Below are 17,681 nucleotides of genomic sequence, written 5' to 3'. Positions count from 1 at the left end.
GGCGACAGAGTTATTAGACGCGACCTTTGGGGAGGCCAATTGTGTTCGAGGGTATAGATGCGGTGCCAGGTTCCGGGGCGCGCGTCAGTCGTCGATTCCTGCTTGAACGAGTTGTGCCAGGCGCCGCGCTAGTTGCCGGATTGGGCGTCCTGGGTGGCTGCGGTGAGGCGACAGCGACTTCCTCCTCTGGCGCTGCCACTCGATCCCCGGCGACGGTGATGACCAGTTCACCGGTATCGAGTTCCGAAGGAAGCCGGGCACTTGGTGGCGTTCGAGTGGAGGGGGGTGTTTTGCGTGGCCTCGACCGGCCGATCGCGATCCCGAAGGACTGGTCGGTCCTGGCTGTCTACCTCGCCCGCGACGATGTCGTCTTGGATGTGTCCTCCTTTGACGAGCGGTTCGCCGTCCTCGCCACGGGGACGACGCTCGAACGACTCACGGCGGTTGCACCCCCCCTGGCCATCGACCGTTTCGGACAGGTGCTGCTGGGGCGGTCGGTCCCCGCGACGGTGCCTCCGGTGGACTCCGCGACCCCGTCCGTTGCCGCTCTCTTTTCGCTCGCCGACCGCAAGGTCCTCGACATCGTCCAACTCCCCGACGACACCTCGGTCGTTGACGTATGCCGGGATGCTGGTCTCGCGCTAGTCGAAACCGCCACGGGCACGGCATACCTCAGCGACATCTCGAGCGGGAGGGCGCGAGAACTCCCCGTGCCTGGCGAGGTGCGCGCGCGGCTCAGCGCCACCGGGGACGCGGTCTTCGTAACGACAGACCAGGGCCGGTTGCTGCGACTCGAGCCCGCCGATCTGAGTACGGCCTGGGAGGGGCCGGTCCTCGGAACCGCCCCGGTCCTATCACCGGACGGGCGATACGTCGCCGGGGTGAGCGATCGAAAGGTAGTCGTTGTCGAGGCCGCCTCGGGACGCCAGGCGAAGCCCGCCACTTTGTTGAGGAGTCCGACTCCTGAGCCGATGGCCGCGCTGGTCTGGGAGTCCGACAAGGCCATCCTCGTCACCGATCACGACGCGGTTGAGCAGCACTGGCAACGGTGCACGCTGAGCACGGGCACGTGCGCGTCAGTGCCCACGACGTCGAGCGGGACCGTCGTCGCGTCACCCCGGCCGGACTGAATCGTCCGACGGCTGGACGAGAGTGCGCCAAGGGTGCTGGCGGATGCCGCAGCCTTCTTCCGCGCCACACGTCGCGCGGTTGGGCGGCCGTGTACGTCATCGACGGATATCGACGGCGCTCAACTCACCGATATCTCGATCGTATGCAGCCCGCTCGCCCCATCGGGCGCCGGCTCGGCAACCGTCGTGGTCTGCCGCGTGCTCTCGCCGTCGGTTGCCCGCACCGTGATCCGGTGCTCGCCGGCTGTTGCCCGCCACGTCCACCGCCACTGCCGCCAGTAATGGCCACCGACGTCGGGGCCGAGGTCGGCCTCGTGCCAGTCGCCGTCATCGACCTGCACCTCCACGCGCGAAATCCCGTGGTGCGCTTGCGACCACGCGACGCCGGCGATCACGACCTCACCACCAGCCGAGAACTGTTCACTGCTGCGCGGCACGTCGATCCGGGACTGGGTCTTGACCGGCGCCTGCTCGGCCCAGCCGCGGGTGCTCCAATAAGCCTTGCTATCCGCATACGTGGTCGCGGTCATCCGGGTCAGCCACTTGGTGGCGCCGACATAGCCATAGAGCCCCGGGGTGATCATCCGCACCGGATAACCGTGCCGACGCGGCAGCGGCTTGCCGTCCATCGCGACGGCGAGCATCGCCCCGCGATCGTCGGTCAGCGCGGCGAGCGGGGTGGAGATCGTCATCCCGTCCTGGGAGGTGCACAACAGCTGCTCGACGCCCGGCCGCACGCCGGCCCGGGCCAACAGCTCGCGGGTGGGAACGCCGAGCCACCGGGTGGAGCCGACATACTCCCCACCCACCGGATTGCTCACGCAGTTGAGCGTGATGTCCGCTTCGATCATCGGCAGGCGCACCAACTCGGCAAAGGACAGCTCGTATGGATGCTCCACGTCGCCGTCGATCCGCAGCCGCCACGTCGCGGCATCGACCCGCGGAATGCCGAGGGCGGTGTCGATGCGATAGAAGTCCGCGACCGGCGTGCGCAACGGGGTCAGGCCGGGAACGGACCGCTCCAGCCCGGCGGGCAGGGACGGCAGCGGGGAGGCGGGCCGCGGAAGCACGAGGGTGGCAGCGTCGCTCGTGGCCGGCGCGTTGACCCGTACACCCAGATAGGCCAAACCCGCACCCGCGGCCGTCGTGCCCGCCGCCAGCAGAACGGTGCGCCGCTCGGCGCCGGGATCGGTGACGGCGGCGGGCGGGATGTCGTCGTGGACGGCAGCGGGCAGCTGGGTGGGTGCTGGCCGCCGTGGCACCCGCAGAGCGGCGAGCGCGGTCACGCTGGCGAGGAGCGCGGGCAGAACGGCATACGACCCGGTGGCAGGACGTGTGATTGCTGCCAATGCGGCGATCCCCGCGAGCGCAACCAGCAACCAGCTTCCTCGCCCGGTGCGCGCCTGCAGCACGCCCGCGAGCCCGCCGAGCGCGAGCACGAGGAGCACGACGCCCGCGACGAGGACCGGCTTGTCGGCCGTCCCGAGTGTCGCGACCGCCCACTCCTTCAACCAGAGCGGCGTGAAATCGATGACGGCGCCGCCGACGGCGAGCACCGGGGAGGCACCGGGATCCACGTACGCGGCGACGAGGTGGCCGGCCCCAAGACCGAGCACGCTCGTCCCCGCACCGACCGCGGCTGCCCGTCGGTCACCGGCTCCCCACATGCCCGTCACCGTATGCCGCGCGGCCACCTCGCGCGCGGCAGTGCTGATTACGAAGTTCTGACAGATCGCCGGGGACGTGCCCAATCAGGGCTTCCCATCGTCAGTCCGACCAGCGGAAGATGCGGGTCGCCACGACGGCGGCGACCCCGGCCCACACGAGGAGCACGAGCCAGGCACCGACGGGCCAGCCGCCGTCGACGAACGCCACGCGCATCGCCTCACCGAGGGCCCCCGACGGGAGCCAAGTAGCGATTCGGGCGACGGCGGCGGGCAGGGTGCTGGCCGGAAGCAACAGACCCAGGCCGAGGAAGAGGACCCAGAGCAGGTTGGCGACGGCGAGGACGGCTTCGGCGCGCAACCGCCCGGCGACGACCATGGCCAGGGCGACGAAGCAGGCCGCGCCGAGCAAGATCGTGACCAGACCCGGGAGAAGGCCACCGAGGCGCGGCCGCCAGCCGAGCGTCATACCGATGACGGCCAGGACGATCAGGTTGACCGCCAGCGTTGCCACGACGGCAATCATTTTGGCGCCGAGCAGGCCGTCGCGGCCCAGGGGAGTAGTGCCGAGCAGCCGCAAGACCCCGTTGCGCCGGTCAAAGGCGGTGGCGATCGCCTGCCCGGTGAACGCCGTCGAGACGACAGCGAGGGCGAGGACTCCGGGGACGATCACGTTGATCCGGTGCGCCCCGAGGTCGGGAACGGAGGCCCAATCCAGGCCGAGCATCGCCAGCGCCGGCAGGATGATCGCCACCAACAGCTGCTCGCCGTTGCGCAGCACGGTCGTGGCCTCGAAGGCCGCCTGGGCACGGATGCGCGCTCCGGCGGGCGCGGCGCGGCCGGGCGCGGCGCGATCCGGTCCGGGGTAGTCCGCTCCGGGGGGATCTGGTCCGGTGCGATCGGGTCCGGGGTTGCTCGGGGCGGGGTTCATTGTCGGCTCCGTGCGGTCAGGCGGAAGTACACGCTCTCCAGCGTCTCCCCGCCCTCGACGGCGGCGCGCTCTCCCGCCGCCCGCACCTGGCCATGGTCGAGGATCACGATGTCGTCGGCAATCCGCTCGGCCTCCTCGAACGAATGCGTCGCCAGCACGACGGCCCGCCCGTCGCGCGCCTGCTCCCGCACGATGTCCCAGACGATCAATCGAGTATGCGGATCCAGCCCCGCCGTCGGCTCGTCGAGGAAGACGACGTCCGGTCGGCCGATCAGCGCAGCGGCCAGCGCCACTCGCTGCCGCTGCCCGCCGGACAGCCGCCGCACGATCGTCCCGGCGAACTCGTCGATGCCGAGCCGGGCGGCGAGATCGGCGGGCGAGGCGGGAGCGGCATACAGGCGGGAGAGGTGGTGCAGGAGCGGGAGTGGCTTAACCATCGCGGGCAGGCCGCCGTCCTGGAGCATCAGCCCGACGCGGGCGCGGTGCTCGGCGCTCGCGGTCCACGGCTCGGCGCCCAGGACGCGCGCGCTTCCCGCGTCGGGGCGGGACAGTCCCTGCAGGCATTCGAACGTCGTCGACTTCCCAGCACCGTTGGGCCCGAGCACGGCGGTCACCCGGCCGGCCGCCGCGGACCAGGTCGCGTCGTCGACGGCGCGAGTGACGCCATAGGTCTTGGCGAGATTGCGGACCTCGACTGCAAGCACGCCCGGCAGTCTAAGGACCTCGGCTTTCGGTGTGCCTTCCGGGTCGTGGCCTACGGTCGAGGGATGCGTCGAATGCTGGCCGTGGCCGCGCTCACCGCCCTCGTGGGCTGTTCGAGCACCGAACCTCCGGCGACGAGCCCCGCCGGATCTGCTGGCGGGACGACGTCGGAGTCGGCCGACCGGCCGTTCACGGTCACCGAGCTCGGCGACTATGACGAGCCGTGGGCGATGACCTTCCTTCCCGGCTCGCCGTATGCCGCGATCACCCAGCGGGGCGGCAAGCTCCTGCTGCGTGACGTGGACGGCACCGAAAGCATCGAGGTCGACGGGGTTCCCGAGGTGCGCGCCGCCGGTCAGGGCGGGCTCGGCGACATCATCGCGGCGCCGAGCTTCGAGGAGGACGCCAGCATCTATCTCAGCTGGGTGGAGAGCGGCGACGGCGGCAGCGGGGCCGCCGTCGGTCTCGGCCGGCTGGTGATCGACGGGGGCAGCGCTCGTTTGGAGGGTCTACGGGTGATTTGGCGCCAGCAGCCCAAGGTCGACGGCGACGGCCACTTCGGCCACCGGCTCGCGATCAGCCCCGACGGGAAGTATCTTTTCGTCAGTTCCGGCGAGCGGCAGAAGTTCGACCCGGCCCAGGACCTGGGTGTCAACCTCGGCAAGATCCTCCGCCTGAACCTCGATGGCACCCCCGCCGCCGGCAATCCATATGCCGACCGGGGCAGCCCGAGCGACCAGATCTGGTCCTACGGCCATCGCAACCCGCTGGGGATCGCCTTCGACGCCGACGGGAACCTCTGGGAATCGGAGATGGGACCCAGGGGCGGCGACGAGGTCAACCTCATCCTGCAGGGCAAGAACTATGGCTGGCCGAAGGCATCCAACGGCAGCCACTACAGCGGAGAGGACATCCCCGACCACAAACTGGGCGACGGCTTCGAGGCGCCCAAGGTGTGGTGGAATCCGTCGATCTCGCCGGGGAGCCTGATGATCTATTCGGGCTCGCTGTTCCCCTCCTGGCAAGGCGATGCGTTCATCGGGGCGCTGTCCGGAGAGGCGCTGATCCGGGTCGATCTGGACGGCACGGATGCGACCGTGGGAGACACCTGGGCGATGGGGGCGCGCATCCGCGAGGTCGAGCAGGGCCCGGACGGGGCGATCTACCTGCTGCAGGACGGCGCCGGCGGCCAGCTGCTGCGGCTGACGCCACGCTGAGACAGCCGTGAAGTGAGACGCCCTTTGACTGAACGACCACAATTATCTAACCTAGATGTGTGGTTAATTCGCCAGCGGCTTGGCGTGCCCCTGTGGACACGCCACCGGCGCCCTCGCGCCAGCGGGTGCTGCGCGCGATCAGCCGGCACGGCCCGGTGACCACAACCGCGCTCGGTGACCTGCTCGGCATCACCGACACCGCCGTGCGCCGCCAGGTCGATCTCCTCCTCGAGGCCGGGCTGATCGCCGAGCATGACAACCCACTCGCCCGCCGCGGCCGCGGCCGTCCCGCCCGCGCCTATGTCGTCTCCGACGCGGGACACAGGCGGCTGACCTCCGACTACGACCAGCTCGCCGAGGAGGCGCTGCGCTTCCTCGCCGAGACCGGCGGCTCCGAGGCGGTGGCCGCCTTTGCCCGCCAGCGCACCCGCGACTGGGAGGATCGGTATGCCGCCGAACTGGCCGGCATCGACGACCCCCACGCGCGAGTCACGGCCCTCGTCACCGCGCTCACGCGCGACGGCTTCGACGCGACGGCGCGCCCACTCGGCATACCGCGGCGCTCCGGCGCCGGAACCGGAATCCAGCTGTGCCAAGGGCATTGCCCGGTGCAACATGTCGCGGCGCAGTTCCCGCAATTCTGTGACGCCGAGGCCGAGGCGTTCTCGCGCCTGCTCGGCGTGCACGTTCAGCGACTCGCTACGCTCGCCCACGGCGACCACGTCTGCACGACCTATGTCCCCACCGAATCCCCCACCGAAGGGACGACCCGATGACCCAGAATATCGAAGACCTCAACCCCGGCCTGAAGGATCTCGGCCGTTACGAATACGGGTGGCACGACGGCGATGCCGCCGGCGCCTCGGCCCGCCGCGGCCTGAGCGAGGAGGTTGTCAAGGACATCTCGGGGCGCAAGAACGAGCCGGCGTGGATGACCGCGCTGCGGCTGAAGGCGCTCGGACTGTTCGACAAGAAGCCGATGCCAAGCTGGGGGAGCGACCTGTCGGGCATCGACTTCCAGAACATCAAGTACTTCGTGAAGTCCACCGAGAAGCAGGCCACGACCTGGGATGAGCTTCCGGAAGACATCAAGAATACATATGATAAACTGGGAATACCCGAGGCGGAAAAGCAGCGGCTCATCGCGGGAGTGGCCGCGCAATATGAATCAGAAGTGGTATATCATCAAATCCGAGAGGATTTGGAGGAAAAGGGTGTCATATTCGTCGACACCGACACCGGCCTGCGCGAGCACGAGGACCTTTTCCGCGAGTACTTCGGCAGCGTGATCCCCCCCGGGGACAACAAGTTCGCCGCACTCAACACGGCCGTATGGAGCGGCGGCTCGTTCATCTACGTCCCGCCGGGCGTCCACGTCGATATCCCGTTGCAGGCCTACTTCCGGATCAACACCGAGAACATGGGCCAGTTCGAGCGGACCCTGATCATCGCCGACGAAGGCTCCTATGTGCATTACGTCGAGGGATGCCTGCCGGCCGGTGAGCTGATCGCCACCGCGGACGGCGGCTTCACCCCCATCGAGACGATCCGCGTCGGCGACCACGTTCTGACCCATGAGGGAAAGCCCGGTCGGGTGAGTGCCATCCAGATCCGCGATCACCGCGGGGCGCTGCACCGGTTCACGCCGGTCTCCTCGGCCAATGCGTTCAGCGTGACCAGCGAGCACCCGCTGCTGGTCGTCAAGCGGGACGACGTCCGCGTCAAGCGCCTGCCCAGGAACGGCTGGCTGCCCGAAGTCGAGACCACAAAGCTCCTTGCTGCGCAGCCAGATTGGGTGCCGGCGAAGGACGTCCAGGAGGGCGACTTCCTGGTCTACCCGAAACCGAAGCTGGCCCCGCCCCGCGTTGCCATGCCGACCGAACTCGCACGCTTGCTCGGCTACTATCTCGCCGAGGGCCACGCGACGCTGACCAACGGCTGCGAGTCGCTCGTCTTCTCCTTCCACATCGACGAGACCGCCTACGTCAACGAGGTCCAGGACCTCTGCAAGGTGCTCTACGACGCGTCCGGCTCGGTGCGGCTGGACGAGACCAAGCACGAGGCACGTGTCCTCGTCTACTCCAAGGCCGCCTACCGCGCGATGAAGGCACTTGCCGGAACCGGCTCGGCCACAAAGAAACTCGCCGTCGACGTGCTCGCGCAAGACTCGGTCTTCCTCCGCAACCTCGTCGACACCTATGTCGCCGGAGACGGCAATATCCCGGTGCGCGGCGGCAACAACTGGCACCGCGCCCACACCGTTTCGCGCGTCTGGGCGTTGCAGCTCCAGGGCATTCTGGCTCGGCTCGGCCACTTCGCGACGGTCGACATCGACCGCGTCGGCGGGCCCGGCGAGATCCTCGGGCGCGCGGTCTTGCGCCACGACCGCTACCGCGTCCAGTGGACCGAGGTGCCCGACGGCGGCAAGCGCGGGCCACGTCAGGTTCGCGACGCCGGCGACTACTACCTCGTCCCGATCCGCCGTCGCGAGGACTCCGAGGTGGCCGAACCGGTCTTCAACCTCGATGTCGAGGCTCCGGACAGCTATCTCGCCTTCGGTATGGCCGTGCACAACTGCACTGCTCCGATCTACAAATCCGACTCACTCCACAGCGCGGTCGTCGAGATCATCGTCAAGAAGAACGCGCGGGTGCGTTATACGACCATTCAGAACTGGTCCAACAACGTCTACAACCTGGTCACCAAGCGCTCCACCTGCGCGCAGGGCGCGACGATGGAATGGATCGACGGCAATATCGGCTCCAAGGTGACGATGAAATATCCCGCCGTTTATCTGCTCGGCGAGCACGCCCGCGGCGAGACCCTCTCGATCGCGTTCGCCGGCGAAGGCCAGCACCAGGACGCCGGCTCCAAGATGGTGCACGCGGCCCCCAACACCTCCAGCTCGATCGTCTCCAAGTCGGTCGCCCGCGGGGGTGGCCGCACGTCCTACCGGGGGCTGGTCCAGGTCCTCGACGGCGCCCACGGCTCCAAATCCAATGTCGTCTGCGACGCGCTGCTCGTCGACACGATCAGCCGCTCCGACACCTACCCCTATGTCGACATCCGCGAGGACGACGTGCAGATGGGGCACGAGGCGAGCGTCTCGAAGGTCTCCGAGAACCAGTTGTTCTATCTGATGTCCCGGGGCCTGTCCGAGGAAGAGGCGATGGCGATGATCGTGCGCGGCTTCGTCGAGCCGATCGCCCGCGAGCTGCCGATGGAATATGCCCTGGAGCTCAACCGCCTGATCGAACTGCAAATGGAAGGAGCGGTCGGGTAGCCAATGAGCCTGCTCGCCGAAAAGACCCAGCGACCCGGGTTGGAGCCGCACAGCCATACCGCGGCGACGATGGTCCCGGATGCCTCGCGCGCCGAGCGCACCCGGTCCTATGCCGTCGCCGACTTCCCGCTGCCCACCGGCCGCGAGGAGGACTGGCGGTTCACGCCCGTCGACCGGTTGCGCGCGCTGCTGCGCGACGAGCCGACCGGGCTGCGCCTGGACCAGGAGGAGTCCCTGCCCGCCGGCGTGGCCCTCGGCGCGATGAGCGTCGCCGACTGGCAAGCCTCTGGTGCCCCCGCTCCCGGTGATCGCGCGGCAGCGGTCGCGGCCGCGCACAGCGGCGGCGTGACGGTCATCGACATCCCGGCCGACGTCGCTCTCACCGAGCCGGTCAAGCTCACGCTCACCGGCGCCGACGGCCAATTGGTCCACGGCCACGTGCTGATTCGAGCCGGCCGGTTCAGCACCGCGACGGTGATCCTCACCCATGGGGGGCGCGCGGCATACAGCCAAGTCGTGACGATCGACGCCGGCGACGGCGCCGAGCTGACCGTCGTCAGCCTGCAGGAGTGGGACGATGACGCGATCCACCTCGGTGAGCACGACGTGATCGTCGGTCGCGACGCCCGCGTCAAGCACATCGCGGTCACCCTCGGCGGCGGCATCGTGCGCCTGAACACCAATGCCACGTATGCCGCCTCCGGCGGCTCCTTCGAGGGATTCGGCGTGTATTTCGCCGACGCCGGCCAGCATCTGGAGCATCGGCTGTTCGTTGATCACGGTGCGCCGCACTGCCGCTCGAACGTCGAATACAAGGGCGCCCTCCAGGGCGAGACCGCGCGCACGGTCTGGGTGGGCGATGTCCTCATCCGCGCCAGCGCCGAAGGCACCGACACCTATGAGCTGAACCGCAACCTGATCCTCTCCGACGGGGCCCGGGCCGACTCGATCCCCAACCTGGAGATCGAGACCGGCGAGATCGCCGGCGCCGGACACGCCTCGGCGACAGGCCGGTTCGACGACGAGCAACTGTTCTATCTGCAGGCGCGCGGCATCCCTGAGGCCGAGGCCCGCCGGCTCGTCGTCCGCGGCTTCTTTGCCGCGCTGGTCAGCCGGATCGGCGTCCCCGAGGTCATCGGCCACCTGATGGCCGCCATCGATGAGGAGTTGGCCGGCGCATGACCACCGTCCCGACCCCCGACGCCGGCACGAGCACCCCCGTGACCGTATGCCGCCTCGACGAACTCCCCGAGGTCGGCCCGGCCCAAGCCGACATCCACGGCCACCTGATCGCCATCGTTCGCACCGAGGACGGGGACGTCTATGCGATCGACGACACCTGCACCCACGCCAATGTGTCGCTCTCCGAGGGCGAATTGGATGGCTGCCAGCTCGAATGCTGGCTGCACGGCTCCCGTTTCGACGTCCGCACCGGCGACCCCAGTGGGTTGCCCGCGACCGTCCCCGTCGCCACCTATCCAGTCACGATCGAGGACGGCCAGGTCGTCGTCTCGGTCCCCGCCGCATTCGTCCCCGCCTGAGTTTGTCACCGATCGAGCCCAAAGCCTGAGCACAGAGAAGGAAGCACCAATGACCACGCTCGAGATCCGCGGCCTGCACGTCAGTGTCGAGGCCGAGGAAGGGCCCAAGGAGATCCTCACCGGCGTGGACCTGACCGTCCGCTCCGGCGAGACCCACGCGATCATGGGTCCCAACGGCTCCGGCAAGTCCACGCTCGCCTATTCGATTGCGGGACACCCCAAATACACCGTCACCGCGGGCAGCGTCACGCTCGACGGCGAGGACGTGCTGGCGATGTCGGTGGACGAGCGCGCCCGGGCCGGTCTCTTCCTCGGTATGCAGTATCCCGTCGAGATCCCCGGCGTCACGCTGAGCAACTTCCTGCGCACCGCCAAGACCGCGGTCGAGGGCGAGGCACCGAAGCTGCGCACCTGGGTCAAGGACGTCAAGGCGGCCATGGGCAACCTGCGGATGGACCCCTCCTTCGCCGAGCGCAACGTCAACGAGGGCTTCTCCGGCGGCGAGAAGAAGCGCAGCGAGATCCTCCAGTTGGAGCTGCTCCGGCCGCGGATCGCCGTGCTCGACGAGACCGACTCCGGCCTCGACGTCGACGCCCTGCGCGTGGTCTCCGAGGGTGTCAACCGGGCCAAGGAAACCAACGACATGGGCGTGCTGCTGATCACGCACTACACGCGGATCCTGCGCTACATCAAGCCCGACTTCGTCCACGTCTTCGTCGACGGCAAGATCGCCGAGGAGGGTGGCCCCGAGCTGGCCGACCGGTTGGAGGACGAGGGCTACGACCGCTTCCTCACCACCGCCGAGAGTGCCGTATGACGCTGTCCCCACCCGTCGCTGCACCGTTCAGCGACGCCGAACTCGCCCGGATCAGGGACGACTTCCCGATCCTGACCCGGCGCGTGCGCGACGACCGGCCGCTCGTCTACCTTGACTCCGGCGCCACCTCGCAGAAGCCGTATGCCGTTCTGGATGCCGAGCGCGGCTGGTATGAGCGACTGAACGCCGCACCGCACCGCGGCGCGCACGCGTTGTCCGAGGAGGGCACCGAGGGCTATGAGGCCGCCCGAGCGACGATCGGCGGATTCATCGGCGCGCCCGCGCACGAGATCGTCTTCACCAAAAACGCGACCGAGGCGATCAACCTGGTTGCCTACGCCTTCTCCAATGCGAGCACCGGCGGCGGGGGCGGAAGCGGCGACCCCCGGTTCGGGCTCGGCCCGGGCGACGAGATCGTCGTCACCGTGATGGAGCATCACGCCAATTTGATTCCGTGGCAGGAGCTGTGCCGGCGCACCGGCGCGACCCTGCGCTGGTTCGACGTCACCGACTCCGGACGGCTCGACCTGACCGGATTGACCGGCGTCGTCACCGAGCGCACCAAGGTGCTCGCCTTCGTGCACGCCTCCAACGTCCTCGGCACCGTCAACCCCGTCCCCGAACTCGTCGACCGGGCCAAGGCAGTCGGTGCGGTCGTCGTCCTGGACGCCTGCCAGTCGGTGCCACACCTGCCGCTCGACGTCGCCGAGCTGGGCGTGGACCTGCTGGCCTTCTCCGGCCACAAGATGCTCGGCCCGATGGGGATCGGTGTGCTGTGGGGTCGGTCGGACATCCTGGACGCTATGCCGGTCTTCCTTAGCGGCGGCTCGATGATCGAGACCGTGACGATGGAGCGGGCCACCTATGCGCCGGTCCCGCAGAAGTTCGAGGCCGGCGTGCCCAATGCCGCCCAGGCCATCGGCCTGGCCGCGGCCTGCGACTACCTCACCGACTTAGGTATGGACCGGGTGAGCGCCCACGAGCACGCGCTGACCGGGTTGCTGCTGGACGGCATCCGAGAGCGGCCGTGGGTGCGGTTGATCGGACCCGACGATCTCGTTGACCGCGGGGGAGCGGTCTCCTTCGTTGTCGAGGAGGTGCACGCCCACGATGTCGGGCAGATTCTCGACGACCAGGGGGTTGCCGTGCGCGTTGGACATCACTGCGCCTGGCCGCTGCACCGACGGTTCGGCATCGCCGCGACAACGCGGGCGAGCGTCGCGCCATACAACACCCCGGAGGAGATCGCGGCCTTCTTCACCGCCCTCGACCGGGTCCCGGCGATCTTTGGAGTCGGGCGCTGATGGACCTCTATCAGGAACTGATCATCGAGCACGCGAAGCGGCCGGTGCGGGCGGGGCTGCGCGAGCCGTTCGACGCCGAGGTGCATCACGTCAACCCGACCTGCGGCGACGAGATCACGCTTCGCGTCGACGTCGATGGAGACCGGATCGCCGATGTCTCGTATGACAGTCTCGGCTGCTCGATCTCCGTCGCATCCGCCTCCATGCTTGCCGACCTGGTGACCGGCGAGTCGCTGCCGCAGGCGGCGGCGACCTTTGATGCGGTGCACTCGATGCTGACTTCCAAGGGGCAAGACCCGGGGGATGAGGAGGTCATCGGCGATGCCGTCGCCCTGGCCGGCGTCGCGCGTTATCCGGCCCGTGTTAAATGCGGCTTGCTCGCGTGGTTCGCCTTGACCGATGCTCTGGCCAAGGCCGGAGTCGACCTGCGGAAGGAAAGCAATGTCTGAGACCGCCACCATGCCGGCCAATGTCGCCGACCTCGAAGAGGCCATGCGTGATGTCGTCGACCCCGAACTCGGGATCAATGTCGTCGATCTCGGATTGGTGTATGGGATTTCCGTCGACACGCAAAACCATGCGATCATCGACATGACACTGACGTCGGCGGCCTGCCCGCTGACCGACGTGATCGAAGACCAGACGGCAAGCGCCTTGGAGGGTCTGGTCGCGAGCCATCGCATCAATTGGGTCTGGATGCCGCCTTGGGGTCCGGACAAGATCACCGACGACGGCCGGGAGCAACTGCGTGCCCTTGGTTTCAACATCTAGCCCGGACGGCGCATCCACCTCGCCCCGTGAGGTCGAGGTGGCGACAACGCGCCTGCCTCAATGGATCGCCGGCTTTCACGAGCGGCACGGCGGTTCGATTCCCGCTGCCCCGCGCCCGCGAGAGCTGATCGGCGCCGACGGGACCCTGGCTCAGCTGCACTACTTCGACCACGACCCGCTCGGGGTCATCCTCGTGCGCCGTGGTGGGTATGCCGTCGCTCGCCTTCGCGGCGGCAAGATGGTGCTGCACAAGGTCGGCACCCGCTATGTCCAGTCCCGCACGGCCGCGGGCGGCTGGTCGCAGCAGCGCTTCGCCCGGCGCCGGGACAATCAGGCCGACGAGCTGGTGACCGCCGTGGCCGACCACGCGGCCCGCATCCTGATCGACCTGGCCTCCTCGGCAACTGACGAGACGGGCGAGATCCCGGTGGGCCGAACGCCATACGGACCCGGGGTGATCGTCGGCGGTGACCGCCAACTGGTGGCGCAGGTGCTCTCCGATCGCCGCCTGGCCACGCTGCGCGACCTGCCCCGGCGCGCGCTCTATGACCTGGGCGACCCCAACCGCGCCGTGCTCGAGGCCGCGATCAAGCGCGGCACCGCCGTGCGGGTCGCGATCTCCGAGCACGCCGTCAACTGAGCGCAGCCGCCTGCAGACCGCGGGTTAGCCGGCGACCGTTTCTGTCTCAGGGTCGTTGACGTTGAACGTGTTGCACTGGTTGATGTCGTCCTTGGCCTTCATGCCGGCGATGAACCAGCGCTGCCGGGCCTCGGATGAGCCGTGGGTCCAGTTCTCCGGGGTCACCCTGCCTTGGGTCTTGGCCTGGATGCGGTCGTCGCCGACGGCCGACGCGGCCGAGAGGGCGTCGCGCACGTCGTTCTCGGTGAGCTGCTTGAGGAACGGCGTGCCGCTCGCGTCCTTGGTGCTCGACGCGTGATTGGCCCACATCCCGCCGAAGCAGTCGGCCATCAGCTCGATCCGGACGGCGCCGCTGTCGGCGCCCTGCGGGTCTTGCTGGGCCCGGCCGAGCAGGCCGAGAAGGTTTTGGATGTGGTGGCCGTATTCGTGGGCGACGACATATTCCTGGGCGAGCTTGCCGCTGCTGGAGCCGAACTGCTGCTCCAGGATGTCGAAGAACGAGGCGTCGATGTAGATCTTTTCGTCCAGCGGGCAATAGAACGGTCCCACCTGGTTGGAGGCGGTGCCGCACGCCGACTGGGTGGCGCCGCTGTAGATGATCGTCCCGGGCTCGCGGAACTCCTTGCCGTAGCGCGGCAGCTCCTCCTCCCAGAACGCCTTGGCGGAGTTCACGGTGCCGACGATGAGGCACTCGGTGTATTTGTTGGCGTCGGCGCCGGTCTTGCACTTCTCCTTGATCGCGGTGCCGTCGATCGACTGGGCGCTGCCGCCGGTGTCCTGGGTCTGACTGCCGGGGATGTTGCTGGGGTCGCCGCCGAGCAGCATGACGATGATGGCGATGATCAAGCCGCCGATGCCGCCGCCGACCACGAGGCCGCCGCGCCCGCCACCCCCGCCGCCACCGGAGCCGATGGAGGAGGTGTCGAGTTGGACGTTGTCGTTGAAACTCATTCGTTGAGCCTTTCCCGGCAGGTGGGCGCATCGACGTTTGCGCGCTTAAGCCTAACCGTCAGGTCGTCGCCGGTTGTTCCGCAGCGCTGATAACAAATTGGGCGCGTCGGCGCTGGTCTCGTAGGGTGGGGGCGCCCGCCTGCCGCCCCCTGCCGATCGAGGAGTTCCACGATGATCGCCGTCAGCGGCTTGGAGTTGCGCGCGGGCTCGCGGCTGCTGCTCGACGAGGCGAGTTTCCGGATCAACCCGGGGGACCGGGTCGGCCTGGTCGGGCGCAACGGCGCCGGCAAGACCACCCTGTCCAAGGTCCTCGCCGGTGAGGGCCTGCCCGCCGCGGGCACCGCCACGACCTCCGGCACGGTGGGCTATCTGCCGCAGGACCCACGGACCGGGGATCTGAGCGTCACCGGCCGCGACCGCATCCTGTCCGCGCGCGGGCTCGACCACATCGTGCGCGACCTGCGCAAGGCCGAGCACGCGATGGCCGCAGCCACCGAGGAGGCACGGGAGAAGGCGATGCGGCGCTATGCCCGCCTGGACGCCGAGTTCACCGCCGCTGGGGGGTATGCCGCGGAGTCCGAGGCCGCGGCCATCGCCGCCGCGCTCGGGTTGAGCGAGCAGCAGTTGGAGCAGCAGATCGGGACGCTCTCGGGCGGGCAGCGGCGCCGGATCGAGTTGGCGCGGATCCTCTTCTCCGGAGCGACGACGCTCCTGCTGGACGAGCCGACCAACCACCTGGACGCCGACTCGATCGTCTGGCTGCGGGACTATCTCAAGGGCTATCCGGGCGGACTCGTGGTGATCTCCCACGACGTCGACCTGCTCGGGGTAGTCGTCAACCGGGTCTTCCACCTGGACGCCAACCGGGCCGTCATCGACATCTACAACGTCGGCTGGAAGGCCTACCTCGAGCAGCGCGAGGCCGATGAGAAACGGCGCAAGCGCGAATACGCCAACGCGCAGAAGAAGGCATCCGCGCTGCTGGAGCAGGCGGAGAAGATGCGGGCGAAGGCGACCAAGGCGGTCGCCGCGCAGAACATGATCCGCCGGGCTGAGCGGCTGCTCGCCGGGGTCGAAGGCGAGCGGCAGCACGACCGGGTGGCCAAGCTGCGCTTCCCCAAACCCTCCCCGTGCGGCCGGACACCGTTGCGCGCGTCCGGGCTGTCGCGGTCATACGGCTCGACGGAGGTCTTCACCGATGTAGACCTGGCGATCGACCGGGGCTCCAAGGTCGTCGTCCTCGGGCTCAACGGCGCCGGCAAGACGACGTTGTTGCGGATCCTCGCCGGGCTCGACGAACCCGACACCGGCCAGGTCGAGCCGGGCCACGGGCTGAAGATCGGCTACTACGCCCAGGAGCACGAAAACCTCGACCTGTCGCGGACGGTCCTGGAGAATATGAAATCCGCCGCGCCCGACCTGGGCGAGACTGAGGTCCGCAAGGTGCTCGGGTCCTTCCTTTTCGTCGGCGACGACGTCGACAAACCGGCGCGCGTGCTCTCCGGCGGCGAGAAGACCCGGCTGTCGCTGGCGCTGCTCGTCGTCTCGTCGGCCAATGTGCTGCTGCTGGACGAGCCGACCAACAACCTCGACCCCGCCTCCCGGGCCGAGATCCTCGGCGCGCTGTCGACCTATCAGGGCGCCGTCGTCCTGGTCACCCACGACGAGGGCGCCGTCGCCGCCTTGTCACCGGAGCGGATCCTGCTGCTCCCCGACGGCGTCGAGGACCTCTACGGCCCGGACTATCTGGACCTCATCGCGCTGGCCTGAAACCGCCCCGGCGGACACCTCGGTCGACCGAGTCGTTCAGGGCCGGTTCCACGTGGTCCCCTGACTGGCCAGCGCGTCCCAGGTCAATGACTTCGAGTTCCGCGTCAGCTGGTGATCTCGAGGAACCACGCCAATATCGCCTCCGGCTGCGCACGCGCCACGTCGTCGGTGAAGCAGGACATCGGGAGGTTTGGCCTCAGGCTCAATTCCGAGTTGTATCCGGTGAGCGTGAGATTGCCCAGCGTGTGCACGATGGCCCGATGGATCTCCTCGGCGGACTCACCCGGTGCCAGGTCCCGGACCAGTGCCGCACGCCACTCACTGGTCAGGGATTGGGGCAGAACGTGTTCGATCGTCAACCCCGATGCGATGCATCGACCTGCTCCTTGCTTGCATAGGACTCTTCGAGCCGTTGCAGGACGAGCTTGCGCTGGGGCGCACGCCCATTGAGATAGAAGGGAACACTCATCAGAGCGACTGCTATTTCCGCATCGCTCGCATAGAGCTTCCGGCCGGATGACAGATAGCGATGCAGCGCATGCGCCGGGTCAGCTGCCTGGTCGATCTCCGGTGCGGCGCCGAGCAGCGTCCGGTTGAGGTTCGTGGTGGCTCGGCCGACCAGGAGGCGCCGGGCCAGGAAGCTTTCGAGATAGCGAAGGCTCGTGGCAACGCTGGCTCCGTCGATCTCGCCGCGGGCGCGTCGGTCCAGAAGGTGGAGCACGAGAGGGTAAACGGTTGTCGTTCCCCAGTCCTTGAGCCGCACCAATCGCTCGCGGACACCCGCGTCGGATTCGGACGAGGGTTCGCGGATGAGGCGAAGGAGCGTCCCGAGCCGGGCAAGCCGTTCCACCTCCGCACGCACGGCGTCTTCTCCGATGCGGGCGATGTCCAAGTCGTCGTCCGGGTCGTCCGCCGAGAGCAGCGCTCCTCGGACGAATCGGTATGCCGCGCCGATGGCAT

17 protein-coding genes and 1 pseudogene are annotated in these 17,681 nt (G+C 68.4%); 12 read left to right on the top strand and 6 right to left on the bottom strand.

The window, feature by feature from the left end:
- Positions 1-275 precede the first annotated feature (275 nt).
- Complete coding sequence (locus V9G19_RS07530) at positions 276-1,130, top strand: PQQ-binding-like beta-propeller repeat protein (protein WP_462284848.1); 855 nt, start codon at positions 276-278, stop codon at positions 1,128-1,130.
- A 119-nt stretch (positions 1,131-1,249) separates the two neighbouring features.
- Here the strand turns inward: V9G19_RS07530 and V9G19_RS07525 are convergent, their stop codons facing one another.
- Genes V9G19_RS07525 through V9G19_RS07515 form a run of 3 tightly spaced genes read right to left on the bottom strand, consistent with a single transcriptional unit; the run spans position 1,250 to position 4,429 of the window.
- The gene (locus tag V9G19_RS07525; protein ID WP_462284847.1) at positions 1,250-2,881 is read right to left on the bottom strand and encodes a molybdopterin-dependent oxidoreductase; all 1,632 of its coding nucleotides are present in this window, start codon (positions 2,879-2,881) and stop codon (positions 1,250-1,252) included.
- A 16-nt stretch (positions 2,882-2,897) separates the two neighbouring features.
- Positions 2,898-3,725, bottom strand: a complete 828-nt coding sequence (locus V9G19_RS07520) for an ABC transporter permease (RefSeq protein WP_462284846.1) — start codon at positions 3,723-3,725, stop codon at positions 2,898-2,900.
- Complete coding sequence (locus tag V9G19_RS07515) at positions 3,722-4,429, bottom strand: ABC transporter ATP-binding protein (RefSeq protein ID WP_462284845.1); 708 nt, start codon at positions 4,427-4,429, stop codon at positions 3,722-3,724. Before V9G19_RS07515 ends, V9G19_RS07520 begins: the two co-directional genes overlap by 4 nt.
- A gap of 63 nt (positions 4,430-4,492) precedes the next feature.
- Between V9G19_RS07515 and V9G19_RS07510 the strand changes: the two genes are divergently transcribed.
- The 10 genes and pseudogenes from V9G19_RS07510 (at position 4,493) to V9G19_RS07465 (ending at position 14,000) form a co-directional block, all read left to right on the top strand.
- Positions 4,493-5,644: a PQQ-dependent sugar dehydrogenase gene (locus V9G19_RS07510; RefSeq protein ID WP_462284844.1), complete on the top strand. Its 1,152-nt coding sequence runs from the start codon at positions 4,493-4,495 to the stop codon at positions 5,642-5,644.
- 92 nt (positions 5,645-5,736) lie between these two features.
- Positions 5,737-6,420 carry a helix-turn-helix transcriptional regulator gene (locus V9G19_RS07505; RefSeq protein ID WP_462284843.1) on the top strand — a complete coding sequence of 228 codons (684 nt, stop codon included), beginning with the start codon at positions 5,737-5,739 and terminating at the stop codon, positions 6,418-6,420.
- Positions 6,421-6,809: 389 nt separating this feature from the next.
- Positions 6,810-8,927 (top strand): annotated as a pseudogene (sufB, locus tag V9G19_RS07500) (Fe-S cluster assembly protein SufB); the annotation flags it as partial.
- A 3-nt stretch (positions 8,928-8,930) separates the two neighbouring features.
- The gene (gene sufD / locus V9G19_RS07495; protein WP_462284842.1) at positions 8,931-10,109 is read left to right on the top strand and encodes a Fe-S cluster assembly protein SufD; all 1,179 of its coding nucleotides are present in this window, start codon (positions 8,931-8,933) and stop codon (positions 10,107-10,109) included.
- Positions 10,106-10,468 (top strand): non-heme iron oxygenase ferredoxin subunit, encoded by a 363-nt coding sequence (locus tag V9G19_RS07490; protein ID WP_462284841.1) that lies wholly within the window; start codon positions 10,106-10,108, stop codon positions 10,466-10,468. The genes sufD and V9G19_RS07490 overlap by 4 nt, the downstream gene beginning before the upstream one ends.
- A gap of 49 nt (positions 10,469-10,517) precedes the next feature.
- Positions 10,518-11,285, top strand: coding sequence for a Fe-S cluster assembly ATPase SufC (gene sufC / locus V9G19_RS07485; RefSeq protein WP_462284840.1), 768 nt, complete (start codon positions 10,518-10,520; stop codon positions 11,283-11,285).
- Positions 11,282-12,589, top strand: coding sequence for a SufS family cysteine desulfurase (locus V9G19_RS07480; RefSeq protein WP_462284839.1), 1,308 nt, complete (start codon positions 11,282-11,284; stop codon positions 12,587-12,589). The genes sufC and V9G19_RS07480 overlap by 4 nt, the downstream gene beginning before the upstream one ends.
- Positions 12,589-13,038, top strand: a complete 450-nt coding sequence (sufU, locus tag V9G19_RS07475; RefSeq protein WP_462284838.1) for a Fe-S cluster assembly sulfur transfer protein SufU — start codon at positions 12,589-12,591, stop codon at positions 13,036-13,038. Before V9G19_RS07480 ends, sufU begins: the two co-directional genes overlap by 1 nt.
- Positions 13,031-13,360, top strand: coding sequence for a metal-sulfur cluster assembly factor (locus V9G19_RS07470; RefSeq protein WP_462284837.1), 330 nt, complete (start codon positions 13,031-13,033; stop codon positions 13,358-13,360). Before sufU ends, V9G19_RS07470 begins: the two co-directional genes overlap by 8 nt.
- 37 nt (positions 13,361-13,397) lie before the next feature.
- Positions 13,398-14,000, top strand: a complete 603-nt coding sequence (locus V9G19_RS07465; RefSeq protein WP_462284836.1) for an acVLRF1 family peptidyl-tRNA hydrolase — start codon at positions 13,398-13,400, stop codon at positions 13,998-14,000.
- A gap of 24 nt (positions 14,001-14,024) precedes the next feature.
- On the opposite strand, the gene ypfJ is transcribed toward V9G19_RS07465, so the two are convergent.
- On the bottom strand, positions 14,025-14,951 hold the full coding sequence (ypfJ, locus tag V9G19_RS07460) for a KPN_02809 family neutral zinc metallopeptidase (RefSeq protein ID WP_462284835.1): 927 nt from the start codon (positions 14,949-14,951) through the stop codon (positions 14,025-14,027).
- A 171-nt stretch (positions 14,952-15,122) separates the two neighbouring features.
- On the opposite strand from ypfJ, the gene V9G19_RS07455 reads away from it, so the two are divergent.
- Positions 15,123-16,721 carry an ABC-F family ATP-binding cassette domain-containing protein gene (locus tag V9G19_RS07455; protein WP_462284834.1) on the top strand — a complete coding sequence of 533 codons (1,599 nt, stop codon included), beginning with the start codon at positions 15,123-15,125 and terminating at the stop codon, positions 16,719-16,721.
- Between the two features lie 104 nt (positions 16,722-16,825).
- Here V9G19_RS07455 and V9G19_RS07450 read toward each other — a convergent pair whose 3' ends face one another.
- Positions 16,826-17,080, bottom strand: a complete 255-nt coding sequence (locus V9G19_RS07450) for an HNH endonuclease family protein (protein ID WP_462284833.1) — start codon at positions 17,078-17,080, stop codon at positions 16,826-16,828.
- Positions 17,077-17,613 carry a hypothetical protein gene (locus V9G19_RS07445; protein WP_462284832.1) on the bottom strand — a complete coding sequence of 179 codons (537 nt, stop codon included), beginning with the start codon at positions 17,611-17,613 and terminating at the stop codon, positions 17,077-17,079. Before V9G19_RS07445 ends, V9G19_RS07450 begins: the two co-directional genes overlap by 4 nt.
- Positions 17,614-17,681 lie beyond the last annotated feature (68 nt).

The sequence above is a fragment of the Nostocoides sp. genome (assembly GCF_037045025.1).
In the GTDB taxonomy this organism is placed as follows: Bacteria; Actinomycetota; Actinomycetes; order Actinomycetales; family Dermatophilaceae; genus Nostocoides_A.
This window is presented reverse-complemented; position numbering and strand designations above follow the sequence as displayed.

Excerpts from the sequence above, each read along its gene's own strand:
- sufC (WP_462284840.1), top strand. The coding sequence starts at position 10,518 with ATGACCACGCTCGAGATCCGCGGCCTGCACGTCAGTGTCGAGGCCGAG.
- sufU (WP_462284838.1), top strand. The coding sequence starts at position 12,589 with ATGGACCTCTATCAGGAACTGATCATCGAGCACGCGAAGCGGCCGGTG.
- sufD (WP_462284842.1), top strand. The coding sequence starts at position 8,931 with ATGAGCCTGCTCGCCGAAAAGACCCAGCGACCCGGGTTGGAGCCGCAC.
- V9G19_RS07520 (WP_462284846.1), bottom strand. The coding sequence starts at position 3,725 with ATGAACCCCGCCCCGAGCAACCCCGGACCCGATCGCACCGGACCAGAT.
- V9G19_RS07480 (WP_462284839.1), top strand. The coding sequence starts at position 11,282 with ATGACGCTGTCCCCACCCGTCGCTGCACCGTTCAGCGACGCCGAACTC.
- V9G19_RS07455 (WP_462284834.1), top strand. The coding sequence starts at position 15,123 with ATGATCGCCGTCAGCGGCTTGGAGTTGCGCGCGGGCTCGCGGCTGCTG.
- V9G19_RS07470 (WP_462284837.1), top strand. The coding sequence starts at position 13,031 with ATGTCTGAGACCGCCACCATGCCGGCCAATGTCGCCGACCTCGAAGAG.
- V9G19_RS07510 (WP_462284844.1), top strand. The coding sequence starts at position 4,493 with ATGCGTCGAATGCTGGCCGTGGCCGCGCTCACCGCCCTCGTGGGCTGT.
- ypfJ (WP_462284835.1), bottom strand. The coding sequence starts at position 14,951 with ATGAGTTTCAACGACAACGTCCAACTCGACACCTCCTCCATCGGCTCC.
- V9G19_RS07490 (WP_462284841.1), top strand. The coding sequence starts at position 10,106 with ATGACCACCGTCCCGACCCCCGACGCCGGCACGAGCACCCCCGTGACC.